General features: G+C 49.1%; 20 protein-coding genes. 7 read left to right on the plus strand and 13 right to left on the minus strand.

The genetic code is table 11. The annotated features are described in order from the left end of the window. Positions 1–6: 6 nt before the first annotated feature. The 8 genes from recO to rpoZ form a co-directional block, all read right to left on the minus strand. Entirely contained in the window at positions 7–729 is a 723-nt protein-coding gene (recO, locus tag AC2D8L_RS05780; RefSeq protein WP_484684484.1) for a DNA repair protein RecO, read from the minus strand. Between the two features lie 7 nt (positions 730–736). Then, positions 737–1,648: a GTPase Era gene (gene era / locus AC2D8L_RS05785; RefSeq protein WP_484684485.1), complete on the minus strand. Its 912-nt coding sequence runs from the start codon at positions 1,646–1,648 to the stop codon at positions 737–739. Beyond that, positions 1,638–2,348 carry a ribonuclease III gene (gene rnc / locus AC2D8L_RS05790; protein WP_484684486.1) on the minus strand — a complete coding sequence of 237 codons (711 nt, stop codon included), beginning with the start codon at positions 2,346–2,348 and terminating at the stop codon, positions 1,638–1,640. The genes era and rnc overlap by 11 nt, the downstream gene beginning before the upstream one ends. Next, positions 2,345–3,121 carry a signal peptidase I gene (gene lepB / locus AC2D8L_RS05795; RefSeq protein WP_484684487.1) on the minus strand — a complete coding sequence of 259 codons (777 nt, stop codon included), beginning with the start codon at positions 3,119–3,121 and terminating at the stop codon, positions 2,345–2,347. The genes rnc and lepB overlap by 4 nt, the downstream gene beginning before the upstream one ends. A 49-nt stretch (positions 3,122–3,170) precedes the next feature. Then, on the minus strand, positions 3,171–3,569 hold the full coding sequence (gene acpS / locus AC2D8L_RS05800) for a holo-ACP synthase (protein WP_484684488.1): 399 nt from the start codon (positions 3,567–3,569) through the stop codon (positions 3,171–3,173). Between the two features lie 10 nt (positions 3,570–3,579). After that, positions 3,580–4,164: an orotate phosphoribosyltransferase gene (pyrE, locus tag AC2D8L_RS05805; protein WP_484684489.1), complete on the minus strand. Its 585-nt coding sequence runs from the start codon at positions 4,162–4,164 to the stop codon at positions 3,580–3,582. Between the two features lie 3 nt (positions 4,165–4,167). Beyond that, on the minus strand, positions 4,168–6,447 hold the full coding sequence (locus AC2D8L_RS05810) for a RelA/SpoT family protein (RefSeq protein WP_484684490.1): 2,280 nt from the start codon (positions 6,445–6,447) through the stop codon (positions 4,168–4,170). A 106-nt stretch (positions 6,448–6,553) separates the two neighbouring features. Beyond that, complete coding sequence (gene rpoZ, locus AC2D8L_RS05815) at positions 6,554–6,925, minus strand: DNA-directed RNA polymerase subunit omega (RefSeq protein WP_484684491.1); 372 nt, start codon at positions 6,923–6,925, stop codon at positions 6,554–6,556. 279 nt (positions 6,926–7,204) lie between these two features. Between rpoZ and AC2D8L_RS05820 the strand changes: the two genes are divergently transcribed. Continuing rightward, complete coding sequence (locus AC2D8L_RS05820; protein WP_484684492.1) at positions 7,205–7,759, plus strand: LabA-like NYN domain-containing protein; 555 nt, start codon at positions 7,205–7,207, stop codon at positions 7,757–7,759. A gap of 11 nt (positions 7,760–7,770) precedes the next feature. After that, on the plus strand, positions 7,771–8,409 hold the full coding sequence (locus AC2D8L_RS05825; protein ID WP_484684493.1) for a uracil-DNA glycosylase: 639 nt from the start codon (positions 7,771–7,773) through the stop codon (positions 8,407–8,409). A 3-nt stretch (positions 8,410–8,412) separates the two neighbouring features. Here AC2D8L_RS05825 and smpB read toward each other — a convergent pair whose 3' ends face one another. Further along, positions 8,413–8,895 carry an SsrA-binding protein SmpB gene (gene smpB / locus AC2D8L_RS05830; RefSeq protein WP_484684494.1) on the minus strand — a complete coding sequence of 161 codons (483 nt, stop codon included), beginning with the start codon at positions 8,893–8,895 and terminating at the stop codon, positions 8,413–8,415. Between the two features lie 4 nt (positions 8,896–8,899). Further along, entirely contained in the window at positions 8,900–9,775 is an 876-nt protein-coding gene (dapA, locus tag AC2D8L_RS05835) for a 4-hydroxy-tetrahydrodipicolinate synthase (RefSeq protein WP_484685156.1), read from the minus strand. Positions 9,776–10,051: 276 nt separating this feature from the next. Between dapA and AC2D8L_RS05840 the strand changes: the two genes are divergently transcribed. Both AC2D8L_RS05840 and AC2D8L_RS05845 read left to right on the plus strand, forming a co-directional pair. Further along, on the plus strand, positions 10,052–12,100 hold the full coding sequence (locus tag AC2D8L_RS05840; RefSeq protein WP_484684495.1) for a lytic transglycosylase domain-containing protein: 2,049 nt from the start codon (positions 10,052–10,054) through the stop codon (positions 12,098–12,100). A 56-nt stretch (positions 12,101–12,156) separates the two neighbouring features. Beyond that, the gene (locus AC2D8L_RS05845) at positions 12,157–13,083 is read left to right on the plus strand and encodes an alpha/beta fold hydrolase (protein ID WP_484684496.1); all 927 of its coding nucleotides are present in this window, start codon (positions 12,157–12,159) and stop codon (positions 13,081–13,083) included. A 55-nt stretch (positions 13,084–13,138) separates the two neighbouring features. Here the strand turns inward: AC2D8L_RS05845 and AC2D8L_RS05850 are convergent, their stop codons facing one another. Then, on the minus strand, positions 13,139–13,366 hold the full coding sequence (locus AC2D8L_RS05850; RefSeq protein WP_484684497.1) for a hypothetical protein: 228 nt from the start codon (positions 13,364–13,366) through the stop codon (positions 13,139–13,141). Between the two features lie 28 nt (positions 13,367–13,394). On the opposite strand from AC2D8L_RS05850, the gene AC2D8L_RS05855 reads away from it, so the two are divergent. Next, positions 13,395–13,784: a hypothetical protein gene (locus AC2D8L_RS05855; RefSeq protein ID WP_484684498.1), complete on the plus strand. Its 390-nt coding sequence runs from the start codon at positions 13,395–13,397 to the stop codon at positions 13,782–13,784. 295 nt (positions 13,785–14,079) lie between these two features. Here AC2D8L_RS05855 and AC2D8L_RS05860 read toward each other — a convergent pair whose 3' ends face one another. After that, entirely contained in the window at positions 14,080–17,970 is a 3,891-nt protein-coding gene (locus AC2D8L_RS05860; RefSeq protein WP_484684499.1) for an OmpA family protein, read from the minus strand. Between the two features lie 258 nt (positions 17,971–18,228). Beyond that, positions 18,229–19,431 (minus strand): hypothetical protein, encoded by a 1,203-nt coding sequence (locus tag AC2D8L_RS05865; protein WP_484684500.1) that lies wholly within the window; start codon positions 19,429–19,431, stop codon positions 18,229–18,231. A gap of 450 nt (positions 19,432–19,881) precedes the next feature. Between AC2D8L_RS05865 and AC2D8L_RS05870 the strand changes: the two genes are divergently transcribed. Together AC2D8L_RS05870 and AC2D8L_RS05875 are read left to right on the plus strand one after the other, a co-directional pair. After that, on the plus strand, positions 19,882–21,213 hold the full coding sequence (locus tag AC2D8L_RS05870; RefSeq protein ID WP_484684501.1) for an Hsp70 family protein: 1,332 nt from the start codon (positions 19,882–19,884) through the stop codon (positions 21,211–21,213). A 102-nt stretch (positions 21,214–21,315) separates the two neighbouring features. Beyond that, a complete protein-coding gene (locus AC2D8L_RS05875) occupies positions 21,316–21,936 on the plus strand; it encodes a TIGR02466 family protein (protein WP_484684502.1) in 621 nt (206 codons plus the stop codon). Positions 21,937–22,057 lie beyond the last annotated feature (121 nt).

Genomic DNA, 22,057 nt, shown 5'->3' on the forward strand with positions numbered 1-22,057 from the left:
AACCGATTATAGCTCGTCGCACAGGGTTTTGATCAGTCGTTCACGCATAGAAGGTGGGGATAATTGGCGCGGGGACCAAATATGCATGTTTAAAAAGTGCTCGGTCAGCGCAAAAGCCGCTTCAAGCTCAGCTTTTTCACTCAATTCTAAAACTCCGCCGAACAGAGATGGCAATTTCATGAGCTTGGGCAAATAGGGTTGTGCTGCAACATGCGTCACCGCGCGTCCGGTTTTTGGCGAGATATAGGCCAGTCCGACTTCTTCTCCAGTCAGGGCGCAACTTTTGATGTCGATGCCAAAACCCAACTCATCAAGCAGCCGCATTTCAAATTTTGCAAGCGCAGCACCCAAGACGTATCCGCTCGCCTCATTGTCGTGCATTGCAGTCGCTTCCGCCAACAATCGCGGATGCGGATCTCGCTCGGGCAACGCACGCAAATGTTCACAAATGAGTTGGCTAAGCGAGAGGCGTTCACGTGTTTGCATCAAGGCAGCGGCCCGCAATGAGAGTGCTTCAACCGTATATGAACCCAGATGATTTTCTAAACGTGCGCGCCATGACAGTTCGACGCTGTTTCCCGCCTGTAAAAGGGCTGCAAAACGGCGAGATCGGCCGCCCCGCACCAAGCCCAAATGCCGGCCATGTTCAATGGTCATAGCCTCGACAATCACAGCGTTTTCGCCATGTTTTCTAGTGCTAAGTATTAGACCTTCGTCACGCCACTCCATTTAAAACCTATTTAGGGAATTCAAGTCCCATTTCGCGATAGCGTGACGGGTCATCGCCCCACTTTTCACGCACTTTAATAAATAGGAACAAATGGATTTTGAGATCAAACATTTCCATGAGTTCTTTGCGTGCTTCGGCCCCAATGGCCTTAATCGCTTGGCCATTCTTACCCAAAATAATCTTTTTGTGCCCATCTCTAGCCACGTAAATTATCTGTTGGATGCGAACTGAACCGTCTTTTTGCGTCTTAAAACTCTCGGTTTCAACCGTTGCGCCATAAGGTATCTCTTCGTGGATACGCAAAAATAGCTTTTCCCGCGTCACTTCTGCTGCGGTTAGCGCCATCGTTAGATCGGTCAAATGATCTTCTGGGAAATGCCAATGGTCGACTGGCATTTGCTCGCCACAATAATTGACGAAGTCTTTGACGCCGTGCCCTTTTAGGGCTGAAACCATAAAGGTTTGATCGAAATCGACTTTTTCATTCAAAATCTGCGACAGTTCTAGCAATTTTTCGTGGTCGATCTGATCGATTTTGTTGAGCACAAGTACTTTACGCTGATTGTAATCTTTCAATCCATCAAGCAGGCGCTCAACTTCATCAACGATACCACGCTTTGCGTCGATGATCAGGGCAACCATGTCTGCATCACCAACGCCATTCCATGCAGATTGAACCATTGCCCGATCTAGGCGACGTTTGGGCAAGAAGATGCCCGGCGTATCAACAAAGATGATTTGGTTTTTCTCAAGCGTAACAACACCGCGCACTTGCGCCCGTGTAGTTTGTGCTTTGTGCGTTACAATTGACACTTTCGTGCCGACCAACGCGTTTAGCAATGTTGATTTGCCTGCGTTGGGCGCCCCGACCAATGCGACAAATCCGCATCTTGTATCAAGGGGTTGGTTATCCGTCATTTTCGCTCCAAATGCCTTCGCGGACTAGAAAATTTGTTGCCGCTTCATGTTCTGCGAACTTTTTCGACTTGCCTGTCGCGGTTGCGGAAACATGTTTTTCAATTCGTACTTCAATTGTAAATTCGGGGGCGTGGTCCGGCCCCTCGCGCGAAACCTCTACGTATGCCGGAAGGCTTAGGCTTTTTGACTGCGCCCATTCCTGCAAGCTCGTTTTCGCGTCTCCGCGACCGTCAGTTCCGCTCTTAATGTAGGAGGCAAAATGCGTCTCGATAAATTTTCGAGCAACTTCTAATCCACCATCAACATATAGCGCGCCAATAATTGCCTCGCAAACGTCACCAAGGATCGCTTCTTTTTGCGCGCCGCCGCTTTTTGCCTCGCTTTGCCCCATGATGAGGGCAGGCCCAACATCTAGCTTGCGTGCGACGTCGGCACAACTTTCCTTGCGAACCACAGAGTTGAGCGCACGAGATAAGCCGCCCTCATTCGCGCTCACATTGTCGCGCAACAATCGATCTGCAACAACAAGGCCCAACACGCGATCACCCAAAAACTCCAGCCGTTGGTAGGAGTTTTCGGTGCGTCGTGTGGGTGCAACAGCGCTGGAATGGGTAACAGACCGCGTGAGCAGCGATCTGTCTTTGAACTGATGCCCAGTTCGTTTTTCCAGCTCGTCTATTGTTCGGTTTCGGCTGTTCATTGGTAAACGGATTGGAACATACGTTCTAGGCGAACATTGCCCGGCCAACGCCAGACTTGCCAAGGGTTGATGTTGTCTTTGATCGAGAAGAACCGCACTTCGGCTTTGCCGATGAAGTTTTCCAACGGCACATAGCCAACCGTTTGCAGTGACCGACTATCAAGCGAGCGGTCTCGATTATCGCCCATCATGAAATAATGCCCGTCTGGCACCGTATATACACTTGTTTCGTCAAATGGGCGCGTATCGGAAAACTCTTGGACAAGATAACTTGTGCCATTTGGCAGCGTTTCGCGATATTGGATCATCTCGAGGGCATCACCTCGGCTATCCACATCGATAATTGTGCCAACACGTTCTTTTTGCACGGCAGTGCCGTTAATGTGCAGCACGCCTTTTACCATCTGAATTTTGTCGCCCGGCAGGCCAATCACGCGCTTAACGTAATCAACGGTTTGCGGCACAGGACGGAACACGGCGATTTCGCCGCGCTCAGGTGCACGACCAAATATGCGGCCATTGAACGGAATAATTTCAAACGGGAACGAGTATTTGGAATACCCATAGGTGTATTTGGATGCCAAAATGTAATCGCCGATCATCACGTTAGACTGCAATGACGCGGTTGGAATAGAAAATGGTTGAAACAGGAAACTGCGGAAAACCAAAGCAATCGCGAGCGCCTGAACAAGAATGATGATGGTTTCCCAAATCTCATTTTGTGCTTTTGGCTTGCCCTTAGCATCAAGCTTGTTGTTCGTTTTCTCAGCCATTTAGTCCTGCTTGTCTCGTGGTTGATGGCGTCTTATCAACGGATTTTTGTTAAACTTCAAGAGCCTCGATGATAACAAATGCCTGCGCCATGCCGTTATCGTCGGTTATTGAGATATGGATGTGGGGATTGTGACCCTCTGGCACAAGTCTTCGTAGTGCTTTTAGGGCGCCATTGGTCAATTTCAGTGTTGGTTTGCCCGAGGGTAAATTGACCACTCCGATATCGCGCCAGAACACGCCGTGCGACATGCCAGTGCCCAGCGCCTTGGCGCAGGCTTCTTTCGCGGCAAAACGTTTGGCATAGCTGGCCGCCCGTTGCTTTCGGCGATCAGATTTCTTGCGCTCTATTTCGGTAAAGCAACGCAATGTGAAACGTTCACCGTGGCGCGCTAGGGTTTTCTCAACCCGTGCAATTTCACTAATGTCATTGCCCATGCCGATGATCATACGATTTGCCTTATTTTAGGCCGCGACTGCCCGGCTTTACGGCCGGTAGTGCTGCCAACTCCGGTGGAAGGTTATCTGGAGCGTATGCTGGCACTTTGAAGCCGGTCAAGGCAACCAACGGCACCCCAATATCTGCTTCACCGTCTGATCGGTCGACCAAACAAGCGGCGGCCACAACTTCGGCGCCAAGGTCGGTCAGACACTGCACGCATTCTCGAATTGAAAGGCCCGTTGAAACAATGTCTTCGACAACTATTACTTTTTCGCCCGGTTGAACTTCAAATCCCCGGCGAAGCTCAAATTTACCGTTTACACGTTCGGTAAAAATAGCAGGCTTCTTAAGGTGCCTCGAAGTTTCATAACCAGGGATAATGCCACCGATGGCCGGAGAAACGATTTGAGACACATCACCAAATCCCTGTGTAACAATCTTTTCAGCTAAAGCCTTGCAAAGAACCTCTGCTTTGTCGGCATGCATGAACACACGTTGTTTTTGCAAAAATGTGGGAGAACGAAGTCCTGATGAAAGAATAAAATGACCTTCCAAAATAGCGCCGCATGACCGAAAGACGTCCAAAACTTCTTCTTGGTTCATCCCTTATTCTCCTGTTTCTAACCGTTGATATTGAGAGCTCATTGTTTCGATAATCTCTGCTTCCGCAGCACTTGCACGAATAACTTTTGACACACCAACAATGCGCGTGAGCGTCGCGACAACATCGTTTAGCTGGGTGATGTCTGTTAATTCCAATTGGAACAGCATCTCGTTGAAATCGACAGTTGCGGACCGAGAAACCAGGTTTGAGATATTGGCCCCAGTAGCCGCGATCGTTGAGGTAACTTGCGCTAAAATCCCCGGCTTGTTGACCGATTGAACGGCCAACACAGCGCTGTGCGATGAGGTGTCATCCTCTGCAATGTCCCACAACACATCAATCCATAACACTTCTTGATCGTGGTAGGCAGGCAACGCTTCTGAGCCGATGGGGTAAATCGTCAGTGTACCATCGGCAGGCAATATCCCGACAAGGCGGTCGCCGGGGACGATGCCTTCAGCAGCCTTGCGAACGGGTGTTGAAAAGTCCAGGCTAGAAAATGTCAGCGACACACTTTCGGGCATATTTTGACCGCCCGGTACCCGGAATTTAAAGCCCGGCCCTTGAGCCAGTGAGAACCAGCCATCCGCGGAGGCCCCAATGCGCAGGTCCAATGGTTTGCGCTTTTTGCCTTTTTCTGCCCCTCTAATGACATCCATTTGTCGAATGAGGTCATCGCCAGAAATTGAGGCTTCGCCCAATGCGATATATAGATGCCGTTGTGACGGCAGGTTGAGCGCCGCAAGCAACCGCTTGTTTTCGCTCACATTCAGAACAATGGTCTCGCGTTCCAAGATCGCTTCGAAAATCTGCTGACCCAGCGAATGGGCGCGTTCTTGCGACGCATTGCGCAAAGAACGACGAATAGCGGCGCGGGCTTTCCCGGTTATCGCAATATTTTCCCAATTGGGCGGCGGCGCGTGTTCTGGATCGCGGATAATTTCAACTTCGTCGCCGTTTCGCAACTGGGTATTGAGCGGCATAACGGTCCCATTGACCTTGCACCCAACGCATGTGTCGCCAATATCTGTGTGAACTGCATAAGCAAAATCGATAGACGTTGCCCCACGTGGCAGCGCGATCAGGCGACCATTTGGCGTGAAGCAAAATACTTGGTCCTGGAACAATTCCAGCTTGGTGTGTTCCAAAAATTCTTGCGGATTTTCGCCTTCGGTAAGATGCGCGATGGTTGTGCGCAGCCAGCCATAAGCACGGCTTTCCTGCTCTAAGCGGCCCATATCTCCCGAGATACCCTCTTTATAAAGAGCATGGGCGGCAATGCCGAGTTCTGCAATCCGGTGCATTTCTCTCGTGCGCAGCTGCAATTCGACCCGCTGACGACGTGGACCAACAATAGTGGTGTGAATTGAACGGTAGTCATTTTGCTTGGGGGTCGAAATGTAATCTTTAAAGCGCCCAGGCACCACAGACCACGTTGTGTGAACCACGCCAAGCGTCTGATAACATTTAGCTACATCATCAAGCACAACTCTAAAGCCAATGATGTCCGAGAGCTGTTCTAGCCCAATAGATTTGCGTTCCATTTTCTTAAAAATCGAAAATGGTGCTTTCAGCCGCGTTGAAACGTCAGCAAGGATTCCCTCTTCAACAAATCGGGCAGCAAGCTCCATGCGAATCTCGTCGACGACCTGACGGTTCTCCACCTCATAGTCCGCCAAACGTTGCGAAATTGCAGCGTAATGTTCCGGATGAAGAGTCTTAAACGACAGGTCCTCGAGCTCCGAACGCAGGTCCTGCATCCCCATTCGACCAGCCAAGGGCGCATAAATTTCCATTGTTTCTTGGGCGATACGCTTGCGCTTGTGCTCTGGCACGAAGTCAAGTGTTCGCATATTGTGCAAACGGTCGGCCAATTTTACCAATAGAACGCGGACGTCTTCAGAGATCGCCAAAAGTAATTTTCGTAGGTTCTCGGCTTGAGCTTCTTCCCGTGACGTCAGATTGAGCCGATCAATTTTCGTCAGCCCTTCAACGATCGCGCCGATTTCATGACCAAATAGCTGGTCAATTTCTGCGCGGGTTGCGTCGGTGTCTTCAATAGTATCGTGCAGTAGCGCTACTGCGATGGTCGCATCGTCCAAATGCAATTCGGTGAGAATCGCAGCCACCTCAAGAGGGTGTGCAAAATATGGATCTCCAGATGCCCGGGTTTGCGAGCCGTGCTTACGCATGCCATAGACGTAAGCCCTGTTTAGCAAGGCTTCATCAGCTTGAGGATTGTAAGCTTGTACGAGCTCAACAAGCTCATATTGACGCATCATGGCTTTTAGCGTTGCTCCGAAAAAACATTGGTTGAACTGAGTTCATAAAAAAGGCGTCGAAACCGACGCCTTAAAATCTAACGGTTTGTGGCCCTGCCACGCAAGACTAATCGTCGCGTCGTTCAGGTGGTGCCAAGCCTTCAATACCACGAAGAAGCTCTTCTTCGCTCATTGTATCAAATGTCATACCATCGTCGCTGTCAGCACTACTTTCAATGAGTGGCGCAGTTTCGGCCTCAGGCTCGTCAACTTCCACATATTTTTGTAGTGAATGAATCAAGTCTTCTTTGAGGTCGCCAGCAGAAATTGTGCCGTCGCCAATCTCACGAAGAGAAACAACTGGGTTTTTGTCATTGTCGCGGCTAACGGTAATTTGCGAACCGGATGAAATCAAACGCGCGCGATGAGACGCTAGCAATACGAGCTCAAAACGGTTTGGGATTTTTTCGATACAATCTTCAACTGTGACGCGTGCCAAAGTGACTTCTCCAAAACATAAGTGTAGACCGCCGTGCTTACAACAGCAGTAGAGTTTTTACAAGGTCCTAAATTGTTCTTCATTGTTCGAATAATTAACCATCGACATATTCGTGCTTTTTGATCTATTAAATCGGTTGAACCAAAGTTATGTGATTTTTGTGGCAAAAATGCCATTATTTGCAGCGTTAGCGGCATAATACTAAGTCATGTCGTAATAAAATATCAAAAATAACAAGTCATAATTGCTTGTTGATGCAGAGTAAGGCAAATTTGCTGAATGTTTGATCCGAGTGAAAAGATTGTCCTGTTCATGGACGGTGCCAACCTTTATGCCACCGCCAAAGCACTGGGCGCAGAATTAGATTATCGTCGTATGCTGGCTGAATTCCAAAGCCAAGCATATCTTTTGCGTGCGTATTATTATACCGCGCTTGTGGAAGACCAGGAATATTCCTCCATTCGCCCCCTTATCGATTGGTTGGATTATAACGGCTACACAGTTGTCACTAAGCCTGCAAAGGAATTTGTGGATTTTCAGGGCCGTCGCAAGATTAAAGGCAATATGGACATCGAAATTACCATCGATGCCTTAGAACTGTCTGATCATTTTGATCATCTTGTATTGTTCTCTGGCGATGGTGACTTCACTGCACTTGTTGCAGCGTTACAAAAACGCGGCAAAAAAGTGACCGTAGTTTCAACGAAGGCCACCGCTTCTCCAATGATTTCTGACGATCTACGTCGTCAGGCAGATTATTTCATGGATATTGCGGATCTAGCCAAATCTGTTGGTCGGGCTCCAGGTGAAAGCTCTAACTCGACTGAAAGTTAGGTTTTAGGCAATTGGTTGAAACAAACCCGCCTATAGATTGTCAACTATGCCCTAGGCTTGTTGAGTTCCGTGAAGGTGCGCGCGAAAAATTTCCGGACTGGCATAATGCGCCTGTCCCGAACTGGAGCGCGCCCTCACCTCGTTTGATGATTGTCGGCCTTGCACCGGGTTTACGCGGTGCAAACAGAACCGGCCGACCATTCACCGGCGATTGGGCGGGCGATTTGCTGTATCAAACGCTTGTTAGATATGGCTTCGCTGAAGGCGAATATGGCCAATCATCTGACGATGGTTTAGCGCTAACAGACGCGATCATCGTCAATGCAGTGCGATGCGTTCCCCCGGAAAACAAACCTGTCGGCGCAGAGATCAACAATTGCAGGCCGTTCCTTCAAACAACAATTGAACAGAACACTTCAGTGCAAGTTGTTGTTGCGCTTGGCGGCATCGCCCACAATTCGTTTTTGACGGTATTTGGCGTGAAGAAGAAAGATCATCCATTCGGCCATGGCAATGAACATAATTTGCCCATCGGGTCATTGCTGATCGATAGCTATCACTGTTCGCGATACAACACGAACACAGGGCGCTTAACCGAAGAGATGTTTGAAGATATTTTTGCGCGGGCAAGAGATGTTATCGACGGGTAATTTCTACCCGTGGTCTTTCATCAATCGAGATTTTTGCCGCGCCCAATCGCGATCACGCTCTGTTTGGCGCTTATCGTGACTTTTCTTACCTTTTGCCAAGCCAATCAATAGCTTTGCCCGGCCGCGCTCATTGAAATAAAGTTTTAGGGGCACAATGGTGTTGCCGTGTTTTTCAACAGCACCCATCAATCGGTTCATTTCGCGCTTTGAAACCAGCAGCTTGCGCTTACGGCGTTCATTGTGGTTGAAACGATTAGCTTGCAGATATTCAGGAATATGGGCGTTGATCAGCCAAATCTCACCATTTTCAGGTGTTGCATAACTTTCGGTGATCTGCGCCTTGCCCACGCGCAATGATTTCACTTCAGTGCCTTCCAGCACCAAACCGGCTTCTAATGTATCAAGTATTTCATAGTCGTAACGGGCCCGGCGGTTTTCCGCCACCAGACCCGAAACTGCTTTGTCTTTTTTCTTTTTGGGCGCCATTTGGCTACACTAGACCTGCATGCTCAAGCGCGGCATCTACTTCAGCTTTTGTGCTGTCAGATATTGGCGCCAAAGGAAGACGTACATCTGGTTGGCAAAGACCTAGGCGCGAAGCGACATATTTCACCGGCACAGGGTTCGGATCTTTAAACAACGCTGTGTGTAGTGGCGTCAGTTTGTCCTGAACTGCCAACGCCGTCGTATAATCACCAGCAAGGCTTGCTTCTTGCATCTCACTGCACAATTTAGGTGCAACATTTGACGTAACCGAAATGCACCCCTGCCCGCCATGGGCATTATAGCCGAGCGCAGAAATATCTTCGCCGGAAAGGTGCGTAAAATCATCATCCAAATAATGTCGCTGTAAGCTCATACGGGACATATCGGCAGTGGCGTCTTTTACACCCACGATGTTTGGGCATTCCTTGCGCAAGCGCACCATTGTTTCGACTGAGATATCAACAATTGAACGACCAGGAATATTGTACAGAAAAACCGGCAAATCCGTTGAGTTTGCGATTGCAGCGAAATGAGCAAACAGGCCATCTTGGTTTGGCTTGTTGTAGTAAGGCGACACAGTCAAAATCGCGTCTGCGCCTACTTTTTGCGCAAATTTGGCAAAGCCAATCGCTTCTTGGGTGGAATTTGATCCTGCGCCGGCCATAACCGGCACACGTTTGTTTGCGGTTTCCACACAGATCTTAATTACCCGTTCGTGTTCTTGATGGCTAACAGTTGGGGACTCACCGGTTGTACCTACAGGTACGAGACCTTTAGTTCCTTCACTAATTTGCCAGTCAACGAAACGGGAAAATGCAGATTCATCGACCGCACCATCGCGAAATGGCGTGATCAACGCTGTAATAGAACCACGAAACATCGTCATTTCCCTTCTCACTCAAATCAATAGGCACTGTTGACAACATGTTGTCACCAAAAGGTCAATTATTTTCCACAATTTGAACCTGAACGTGCCGGAGTTGTTGAACATAATCGCAGTTGAATATGGCCGCAAGTCGACAAATCCAAATTTGGTGCGATTTTACATGCTTCTAAACCGATCATTCACCTTAATGAATTATGATTTCACGGATTGTGCGATGGGGGTCGCGCAATTGATGAATTTTGTTTTGCGTACATCTAATGGATCTAAATGATGCCCTTAAACCGCCCACTATCTTCTCGTACGAGCACTTATTTTGCAAAAACCTTGGCCCTTATTGGCCTTAGCGCAATGCTGACAATGAGTTCCCATGCTTACGCTCAGCAGAAGATTGATAATACGGTAACGAGTTCGATCGGCTCGACATCAACGACCTCTGCATCAATGAAGGGCAGCCAGCGGTTTCAAAATGCGCTGACCGCACTCAAGAACGGCAACTATGCCGACGCTTACGCCGCCGCACGTGCGATTTCTGACGATGTAGAGCGCCGCACCATCCAATGGGCCAGCATTTATTTTGGCAAGGGCGAAATTGACCACAACACTGTTTTGCGTTTTCAGGCCGATGCCCCACATTTTGCCAGCACCAAGACATTTAAAACACGCATTGAACAATCGCTGACAAAATCTTCTCAGGGTCCGCAAAACACCATCTCCTTGCTTAGCGGCGCGATGCCCTACACGTTGAAAGGGCAAATCGCGCTCGCTGATGCCTATGTGCAAGACGGCCAGGTGGAACGCGCAGGCCGCATTATCAAGTCGGTTTGGATCAACAATTTTTTGACTGCTGATGTCGAGGCCAACCTGTTTGCAAGATATGGCCGCCAGCTAACAAGAGATGACCATTGGGCACGCACACAGCGCCTTTTGATGCATGATCGCGCCCGCGGCGCTGAACGCATTATGGGTCAGCTTTCCTCAGCTCAACGCAGTCTGGTCGTCGCCCGCATCGCTGTTTCGCGAAAACAGAAGAACGCTGCGTCGCTGCTTGATCGTGTTGATCCAAGCTATCGAAACCACCCGCTTTTCCATTTTGCCAACGCGCAGCGGTTGAGCGACAACGGTGCGATAAGTGCAGCGGTTAAAGAACTGAACAAAGCCACAGGCACCCTGCCGCAAGCTCATTTGTGGTGGTATGAGCGCCGTACCCTCACCCGTAAGCTGCTTGCCTACAACAAACCGTCTATGGCCTATCAGGCTGCAGCTGGCTACACCAGTGGCCCTGAAGGTCGATTGGTGGACAGCAACTTTCATGCTGGCTGGATTGCCCTTTCCTTCTTAGGCGACGCACAAACAGCGGTAAAACACTTCAACAAGATGGCCAGCATGTCGACCATTGCGACAAGTGTGTCGAAGGCCCACTACTGGCTCGGCCGCGCTTATTCAAAGTTGGGCGATCAATCCCAAGCAACTGCGCATTTCCAGCAAGCTGCAATGTTCAACCAATATTATTATGGCCAATTGGCAATGGTGCGATTGGGTAAAGACACATTAAGTCTACGCGGATTGCCAAGTTGGCAACAGAACGAGCCCGTGTTCAATCAACGAGAAATCGTACGCGCGATTAAACTGTTCGGCGCTAACAAGACTTACAGCTTTGCCCGTCCGCTGACCCGTCGACTGATTTACCAGGTAAAACAGCCCGGTGAAATGCTGCTTGCGGCCCGCCTGGCTCAAGACATTGAGGCGCATGATTTAGCAATTTTGATGTCAGATGTGGCGAATAGCCGAGGCGTTGGTCTCGATCTATTTGCGTTCCCTAAAGATGGGTTGCCACGCCACCGGCTTGCTGATGTCGACAATGCGGCTGTTTATGCGATTGCGCGCCAAGAAAGTAAGTTTAACCGCACTGCAATTAGCCATGCGGGTGCTCGAGGTTTGATGCAATTAATGCCGGGCACTGCAAAGGAAACTGCCGGAAAACTTGGTATCTCTTATTCAAAATCCAAGCTAACCAGTGATCCGTCTTACAACGCGCTGCTCGGTTCGACCTATTTGAAAGCTCAATTGAAACGCTATGACGGTTCGTTGGTCTTGGCCGCGGCCGCTTACAACGCGGGTGCTGGTAACGTAAACAAATGGCTGAAAGCCTATGGCGATCCTCGAAAAACGTCGATTGACCCTGTGGTTTGGATTGAGCTGATCCCGTTCACGGAAACGCGTGGGTATGTGCAAAAGGTACTGGCGAATTATCAAGTATATAAATTGCGCCTGGGCGACAATAAACTACAAATGGCCAAATTCCTGCGCACTATATATTAGGCTGAAATCGGTGTTGACGCTGTTCAAAATTCCACCGACTTGTTATAGCGATCACTATGGATCTTGAACAAAGCGTCCGCCAAGAGCGCGACGAAGTACGAATGGTCAGTGTGCGGTATGGTGCACGGCAACTTGCGGTGCGCACCACTGGTGATTTTGACGACAAGTCAAAGCTACCAATCATTTGCCTTGCTGGTTACCACCGCAACATGTCGGACTTTTTTGCATTTGCTGACAAATTCTCTGAATTTGCACGGGCCAAATGGCCGATTGTTCGGGTGGACCTTATTGGCCGAGGGCGGTCTCAAAATGTCCCCAAGACCGAAGATTATTCAACAATTGATGATGCCGTTGATATGGCAGAACTCTGTAAGATTTTGAATATTCATCGCGCCATTTGGTTTGGCCAAGCCCATGGCGGCAACGTGATTATGGCGCTTGGTGTCCGTGCGCCAGGGGTCATTGGCGGATCGATGCTTTGTGATGCAGGTGCGCTCATCAGCGCGCAAGGTTTGGTTCGACTGCGCAACAATTTGAAATTCCTCGCCAAAATTAGAAACGAAGACGAAGCCATTTCGGCCCTCCGGCGCATTATCGGCGTGGATTACCCGGCCCTAGGTAGCGGCAAACTGGATAGTATTGCTGGGCGCACACATAGCTGGAACAAAAAGAAAAAGCGGCTGGAGGCTCGCTTTGACTGGCGTCTAATGGAACGCTTAGACGCATTTGATAATGATGATGTTCTAAATGCAAATTGGGAACTTTTTGACAGTCTCGCCCAAACTCCAATGCTGCTGATGCGCACACGTAATACTGACCTGTTACGTGCAGATGTTTACCAACATATGCTGACGCGCAGACCCGATGCCATTTCTCTTGATATAGAAGGCGAAGGCTCCCCAGCATTGTTTGAGCAACCAGACGAAATGGGTGCCATCGCCGAGTTTGTGTTGCACACGAACAAGCGCATGCTTGGAAAATAAAGGCCGAAACCCCAATGAGGTTCCGGCCTAAATTCTCAACTATGGCCTAAATTTTCTACTTGGCGTTCTTCACCAAGGCTTTGGCCTGTGAAATCCATTTTTCACGATCAATGCGACCTTTAAACGAAAGTTCCTCATCGACCCACTTCACTTCTTTGCGCCCCCACGAAGCGACTTGGTCGAAGTGATAAATACCCATATCATTCAAGATACCTTCAATCTTGGGGCCAACCCCTTTGATTGTTTTCAGGTCATCCTTTTTGCCGCCTTTAGGTGCAGACAAAGTTGCCGGCTTTCCGTCTGGTGAAGATGTGGCCTTTGTTGCCGCTGGTTTTGCAGCCGCTGGTTTCTTAGTTGCAGTAGCTTTGGCCGCTGTAGGTTTCTTGCTGGCCGCAGGCTTTGCGGCGGTGCCCGATTTGGCTGCGGCAGAAGACTTTGTTGTCGCCGTACTTTTTGCAGCTGTTTTGCGTGTGGCAGCAGGCTTAGAGGCCGCCTTTGACGTTGTTGCCTTAGCTGCCGCGGGTTTCGACGCTGTGGTTTTAGCTGCCGTTACTTTTTTGGCTGCGGGTTTCTTTGTTGCTGTCGATTTCGGCGCCGCGGTTTTCTTCGCTGCTGGTGTCGCCGAGGCAGTTGATTTCGTAGCGCCCTCAGTAGCTGCCGTTGGCTGCGCTGGCGCAGTGCTTGCCGGCGCACTCGCCTGATTTGATGGCGAAGATGCAGTGGTTTCGCCACCGACCAATCTGCGTAAAAAATACCCGATTAAACAACCAATTAGAAATGCCGCGAGCATTAGCAGCGCGATTTCAATAAGATGTGGTGCGTTCATGCCAGTTCCCTCGTTCAATCAGCTGCAATTATTGTTTTTCTTCGGACGCGTAACTCATCCAGCCGGTAAGAATTCCAATGACCAATGCAATAGCTAGATACAGCCAATATTGCGAAATTAGAAATCCGATTGTTTCAAAAAACATATGTACCTCCCCTTGTGGGCAAACCCTACTCTACAGCCTCGCGCACTGCAAATACTATGCGCCGGTTCTCTTTTTTGCCAGATCTTGTGTCGTTGGACGCAATTGGTAGGCTTTCACCATAACCAATGGCAAATATCCGACTTGGATCGGCACCAAGGTCAATCAATTCATCCACAACGCGCTCTGCACGCATAACGGAAAGCGTCAAATTTGCATCCGCTGGCCCGTCTGAATCGGTGTGCCCTTCAACTTCAATGAACGCCTTTGGGCAAACCCGAAGGTTTTGTGCAATTTCTGCCAATATGCTGGTTGATGGATTGTCCAATTTAGCGCTGCCACTCTGAAATGAAATGGGGCTTTGCTTGACCAAATCAGCGATCACCTCACCACATATTAGAGCCGCAGGCGGCGTTTTGATATTCACAATCCAATCTGCTGGCGAGGTAGATAGGCTGGCAAGCGATTTATCGCGTGTGGCGAAATCTCTCGTCGCGCCTTCTAATTCCCAACGTCCTTCACGATAAAACACTGCGCCTTCATCCAAATGCTCCAACGCCAAAACACCAGCAAGTGCACTTGAAAGGAAACGGTCTGGCGCGCCGGCTGCCGTTTTCAAACTCGGCGCTTCGGATGCACCAACGGCGAGTTGTAAACTATAACGGGCGGCAGCATCGGGCACATTGCCTTGCAATTCATAGCCAGACTGGGTCTTTTTCGCGTTCCAAGTGAAGGCACGTTCAATCTGCGCGAGTTTTGCCTTTTCTTCAGCTTCAGCTTTTGCCTTGGCCTCTGCTTCCAATCGAGCTTTTTCCTCAGCCTCGGCCTTCGCCTTAGCTTCGGCTTCCATTCGAGCCTTTTCTTCAGCCTCGGCCTTCGCCTTGGCTTCAGCCTCCATTCGAGCCTTTTCCTCAGCTTCAGCTTCAGCTTCAGCTTTCGCCTTGGCCTCAGCCTCCAATCGAGCCTTTTCCTCAGCTTCAGCTTCAGCTTTCGCCTTGGCCTCAGCCTCCAATCGAGCCTTTTCCTCCGCTTCGGCTTTCGCCTTAGCCTCGGCTTCCGTTCGTGCTTTTTCTTCAGCCTCGGCCTTCGCCTTGGCTTCGGCTTCCATTCGAGCCTTTTCTTCAGCCTCGGCCTTCGCCTCAGCTTCGGCTTCCATTCGAGCTTTTTCCTCAGCCTCATCCTTCGCTTCCGCAGCTAACCGCGCAATTTCCTCTGCATTTGAGAGTTCGAGTGTCCATTTTGGCTTAGCATCCGCACCCAGTGTAAGATTCACGGCAGATTCTATTGCTTTATCAGCAACTTCGCCGGTGATATTCCAATTGGTGCCATCGAATGAAAAGGTGCCTGAGTTCAACATTTGGACTGCCGCCAAGCCGCGCTCGACCCTGGCGACGAATGCCAGACGTTCTTCAAGTTCTGCACCAACGAATGAAAGCCTTTTATTTGCCAATAACTTCCAATTCAGTGGATCATCCAAATATCCACTCGTCGCAGGCTGACCGTCTGACAGTTTTTTAAAAGAAAATGTTAGCTGGTCAATTGGTTCGACAACATGAATATCCAATCGGAACGACGAATTGAACGGTGCAAGGATTTCCATCATATTTTCAAGCGCTTGGTCAGATCCTGCTCGCCCGATCAGCGCCCAAGTTTCCCCCGAAAGGCTGGCTCGGCCAGTCTCGAGCTCTTGCAAGCTCAACAACGCAGCATTGGCACGGGCATCGAAATCGTCAGGTGCGCCAACGCCTACTTTTGGTTGCCCCGAAACGTCGGGCATGGACATCCAACTATCAATAATTGACTGATCGGGCGCGTATCCGCCGACAATGATATCGGCATCCACGGTTTTCTCCGCGGACCAAATATAGGGCACAACAGGCACAATCCGAGCATTTAGCTCAATATTCCAACCAGAGGCCGCATTTGCAAAATCGCCAAGGTCAGAGCGAATTTTATCAATTGTCGGCTGATCTGTAGCAGTGCCTGAAATACTCCAGTTTTCTCCGTTGAAGCCGAACTCACCGGATTCGAGTTTCTGTATCGCGGAAATGCCCAGATTGGCAATTTCCTCAAAATTTTCCGGTTCCCCACTCGCCAGGCTCACATTTGATGTCCCCATGCCCACAAGAAGCAATTGCAGCTCCTCATTTGGCACAAATCCCTCGAAGGCAAACTCGCCATCATTGCTCCAAGCCGCCGAGAAGCGATATGGGTCTGCAACGGGCGGCGCTAATTCCGTAAATTGCGCCTGCCAAGTCTTAACTTGAATCTGTTTGTTAGAGAATTCATTTAAGACATTGGACTTCATAACATTATTGTCAACGGTAGATTTTAATGACCATTGCCCATCCGTCAATTTTATCTGTCCTTCAACCATATGCTTTGACGCAGCCGCGCTGGCGAGCACAATTGTTTCAAATCCCGCTGGCTCACCAACGGCTGGCAAGGTTTCATCCGAAACCGTCACGCCGTTTAACTGTTGAAGGATTTCCGCATTGATCTGTTTTGATGGTGAAAACCCAGCCAATCGCACGCGATCCGCAGTCTCCTTGGTCAATGACCAATTATATGGCGAGACCGTAGGCAACTCGATGCTGGCTACAGCTAGGTCATATCCATCTGGAATTTGATTTCCAAACTTCTCTTGTATGGCCAAGAAATCCTGAGGGGTTATTGCTTTCCCCTGAACAACAATCTTTTGGTCCTCAATCTCTGCGGACGCTCCATCGTGAAGATGTCCTAAGGCGTCGACTAACAATGCGGTGGCATCTTCGAATTGTTCCGGCGCGCCACGCGCAACCCGAACCTTTGAAACATCAACGGTTTGCGACGCTTCTTGCAGTTTGGTTAACCCTTCTTCGCTTGGCACATATCCAACAACAACCATTTGATTGTCGCGCAGCTCCAATTTCAATGAAAATGGTTGAATGATAGGTTTCGCAAGATTGACCGTGACCTTGAATGAATTCAGTTGATCACCCAACGCTATGACACTGTCATACACTTCAAAGTCGGGCACCTCGCCCTTCAGTTGAATTGTGTTGTCACTCAACGTGAATTCGCCATCGAGCAAATCACCCAAAGAATTTACAAGCAAATTCAAAGACTTTTCAAAATCTTTTGGTGCGCCTGAACTGATATTGAGATCGGCAACATTGACACCCGCGCTGCTCAGCTCAAGCCGAGCAGGTTGCGAATGCACGTTCCCCTGGACAACGAGATCCCCCTGATCACTCTTACGACCTGAAAGAATATAGGGTGACGCCAGCGGCGGAATAATTTCTCCGCTCCCCCGCACCAAATTATCTGGGAAGCCGGCACCAAACACGACATCTAGCGTATGATACGCGATGTGATCTTTCGCGCGGCCTGCCATGGAAACGGTCAAGTCTTCGACATCCACTCGGCCTTCGTCGAAATGTTGCAGAAGTCTAATCGCAAACTGGCTCGCGTCGCGCCAATCACCTGGCCGCGGACTGCCTGAGGCCAACGTTAGTGCAACTTCGCCTTCTCCAAACCAATCGGTGACCTGCTCGGTCACTTGTTCGTTTGGCATGCCGCCCGTCATCGATCGTGACTTGCTGTCTTTAGACAATGAAAGCATGAACGGCTTCATTTCAGGGGCAGTTTGGATGTCCAATTTGACGGATCGGACGCCTGTATGGGCCCTTGCGAGCGCGGCAACTTCATCAATTTCATCGGCATTGGTGCTAAGGCCTGAAATGGTTGCATCTCGCCCAACAACATCGACACTTGTCCAGCTATGCCCAAATTTATGCAGCTTTTCGCTCAGCGCGGTCTCAAGTTGGCTTTCAACATCGGTTTGCGTCTGCCAAACGGCGACAGCACTTCCCACCCCGATGGTCAGTACACCTGCAAATAGTAGAGTGAACCATTTTACGCGTTTAATCGATCCCATTTGGCAAGCTACTCCGCTGGGCGATTTCGTTTCATGCAATTGCAACAACGCCATTGCGTTCCATATCAACCAAGCCCGCCGCCCGCCTAACTTGTCGATACATTGTGTTCGGACAAAATCTTAAGCACAATTACTTTTCGTACCAGCACTTTTTATCAATCAATTGGACTGTCAACAATTTCGTTTTCGCATCCCAACAAAAAAAGGCCCGGCATAAGCCGGGCCTTTCCAAAACTTAAGTCAAATTGCCCTAAAGGACTATTCGAATGACTTAGAGAATTTTGTAGATACTGATGTGTTGCCTGCGCTGTCAGCATTGAAGCCAACATTAACTTTAGCGCCGCCACCAGGAGCCCAATCAAGGTCACCCTCGAAAGCTGTCAAGCTAGCTTCGTCGAAGTTAACTTTAGCAGATGCAGTCAAAGTATCAGATACTTTAAACGCGCCTTTCAAAGCAACATCCCACTGGTTGTTGTCGTCGAAACGAGCAGCAACAGTCAATGTTGTTGTGTCGTCAACTACAGCTACGCCAGAAATTGCAGCTTCCCACTGGTTAGCTTGGTCAAACTCAACGCCAGCTGCCAATGTGAACATGTCAAATGTTGCTTTACCAGTAAGCAAGCCAGACCATGAGTTGTCGCTAGCAGTTTCGAAAGCACCACGGATGCTTACGTTGTCAACATTGAAAGTTGCGCCGGCATGGATTGACCATACGTTTGCAGCTTGAATGATGTCGTCAAGAATGAATGTAGCGTGCGCTGTGCCCCAGTCTTGCTTAACGCCGATAGCGCCAACCAAAGAAGCGTTGTTTGCTGTGCCAAGATCTTCAAGTGCAACAACAGCGTTAACGCCGTCGCCTAGGCTTGCAGACATTTGAACAACATAACCACCAGTTGCAACGCCGCCACCTAGTGCTAGACCTTCATCAGAACCTGAAGTATCCAATGATAGGTTTAGAGAATCTAGAGAGAACAACGCTGTGAATGTTTCGTCATCGTCCTGTTTAGCCAATGAACCTTTTTTACCAGCATAAAGAACGACTGAAGAAGAATCGCCGATGCCAACATAGCCTTCGTGCAATACAACGTCATTTGGACCAGCATTCAATGTTGGTGCAGGGTGTGGACCAGGTACTGGAACGCCAATAGCCATTACATTGTCTTCTTTTTCGCGAAGCTCGATAACAGCCATAGCTGGACCGAAGTCGCTGTCTGCAGTTGCAACAGCTTTCAATGCCCAGTCAAGATCGCCAGTTGTAGTAGAGGCGTCGATGTCCCATTTCCACTCGTAAGAAACGTTACCTGTGAACTTTAGGCAGTTTGTTTCAGAAGAAATAGTCAAACCAGTGATGTTCAAAAGATCGCAAGTATCAAGTGCTACTGCGATAGGATCAGCTGCTTGTGCGCTTGTGCCAAGTGCCAAAGCTGCTGCGGAACCAAGTAGAAGGCTCTTAATTTTCATAGTACTGACCTCCAAAAATCAGTTAGTAGATTGACCGGATTTTACCGGTGAGTTTGTCGTAACGCGGCCACACTTATTTTAGATGGTGTGTTTGACGCCGCGATTGCGACCGACAAACGATTCCATGCATGGATTCGCATTAGCCAAACTACTGATCCCCCCTAAACATTCAAGTAAAGAAACATGTACGCAATACGCTTGGGGATGCGCTGTTGCATTTTGAACACATAATATTCACTGAGCCGATGAAATCACGTACTACCCGGCAATTATTGCAGCGCAAGTTGCAAGTCAAAAAACGTTTATTAACATGGCATTAAACTCAAGTGTGATGCATTTAGCCACCAAAAAGCGAATTTGAGGTGTTGACCGGCCAACGTGATCGGATAAAACCACAATCCCTCTTAACCCCTGCTCACCCACCGGCAAACCTGAATACAGGAAATCGTCATGGCCCAAACCAGCGCATCAATTGGTATCGACTTTGGTACCTCTAATACCGTCATTGCTGTGGCTGACGCTAATGCCAACGTCAAAACAGTACAATTCGGCGCAAATGCGAATGTATCTGACGTGTATCGCTCCATACTGTGTTTTCAGAAACACGATAGTGGTGGACGGCACGACGTTGAGGTAGATGGTGGGACCGAGGCCATTGAAGCTTATCTAACGAGCGCAAACGATGTGCGCTTTATTCAATCCATTAAAAGCCACGCCGCTAGTAAGTTATTCGAAGAGACCCGAATTTTTGGCACGTCATACAGGTTTGAAGACTTGCTTTCATCATTTTTGCAGTGCGCGGCAAAAGACGCGGGCAGCGCACTCAATAATCTTGGTACAAATTTCATTTCCGGTCGCCCCGTCGCTTTTGTCGGCAGCGCGCCTGACGATGAATTAGCGATGAAACGTTACGAGGCAGGATATGCGCAAGCTGGATTTCCAACGCCCAACCATGTTTATGAGCCAGTTGGGGCGGCATATAGTTATGCCCAACAACTAAAAAAGGACGCGACGGTTCTCGTCGGTGACTTTGGCGGCGGCACCAGTGATTTTTCAATCATCAAGTTTGAAAAGATTAACGGACGTACCCTAGCTCACCCAATAGGATATGCAGGCATCGGCATTGCAGGCGACCGATTTGACTTTCGGATCATCGACGCTGTCATTTCGCCCAAACTTGGGAAATATGGGCAATATCGTTCGTTCAACAAATTGTTGGAAATGCCAAAGCATTACTACACACAGTTTGCAAAATGGCATCAACTCGCCCTACTTAAGTCGCCCGAAACAATACGCGCATTGCGGACCCTAGAAAAAGCAGCTGTACAGCCCGAGCATATCGAAGCTTTGATTGAAACCATTGTGGATGATCGGGGTTTTGATATTTATAGCGCGGTGTCCAGCGCCAAAACAAATCTTTCATCGAGCAACTTCGCCAATCTTCAAATCAAATTGGGCGACATCCAAATCGATGAAACAATTGCTGTAGAAGATTTCAACCGCTGGATTGCGCCAGATATTGAGCAAATTGCCAACAAAGTAGATGGGTTGCTGGAAAGCACTGGGCTGGACCCAACGGAAATTGACGATGTTTTCCTAACAGGGGGCAGTTCATTCATCCCCGCGGTAAAAAGGATATTTGCCGATCGTTTTGGAACTCAAAAGCTTGCGGGTGGCAATCAATTCCAGTCAGTGGCCATTGGCCTTGCCCTTATTGGCCTGGAAGATGACGTTTCGCCCTGGTTGGCAAATACAGAGAACGCATCGCAATTCACGCGTTGAAGAATTGAATATTGTCCAATATCTTCAACGAGCAATTATGGGCAAAACAAAACAATCTAGCGCACCCCTCGCCCTGCACATCTAATCACGGTAAAAAAAGCCATGTCAAAAATCGAATCTCTATTTGTTACTCGCCTCTATCGTGCAGCACTTTCTGAACACGGCAAGACACTTGATGCGTCTGAGCTAGAGGCTACTTGTTTGTCGATTGCCGACGATGACGAAGCGGGACAGAAATGGTGTGAGGAAAATGATTTTCCCGGCTATACAAGCTATGCATCGCTGGACGATCTGCCTTGGCGGTTCCCAGTTTTCCAAGACCTTGTTGAATCGCTCGACACGCATGTGAAAGCATTTGCACAGGACCTTGAGTTCAATCTTGATGATAAACCGCTGAAACTCGACAGTTTATGGATCAATATTTTGCCTGAAGGCGGCATTCATACTTCACATATTCATCCGCACAGCGTGATCAGCGGCACCACTTATGTTTCTATGCCCGCAGGTGCGAGCGCCATCAAATTCGAAGACCCACGCTCTGCCATGATGATGGCCGCCCCAACCCGCAAGAGTGACGCGCGAAACGAAATGCGCAGCTTCATTTATGTTGCACCGGTTGTAGGCGACATTTTACTTTGGGAAAGTTGGTTGCGCCATGAGGTGCCCATGAACATGGCTGAGCAAGAGCGAATTAGTGTAAGCTTCAATTATAGCTGGGGCTGAACAAACGGCTTAGCGCAATCCGACGTCATTCCGCATTCTCAATGAAGCACTTGTAACAATGTTTAGAATTGTTAGGGTCAGTCTTTGAAGGTTTTGAACTTTATCAATCTCGCCGGAGTAC

It is taken from the genome of Maritalea sp. YIW29 (assembly GCF_057219265.1).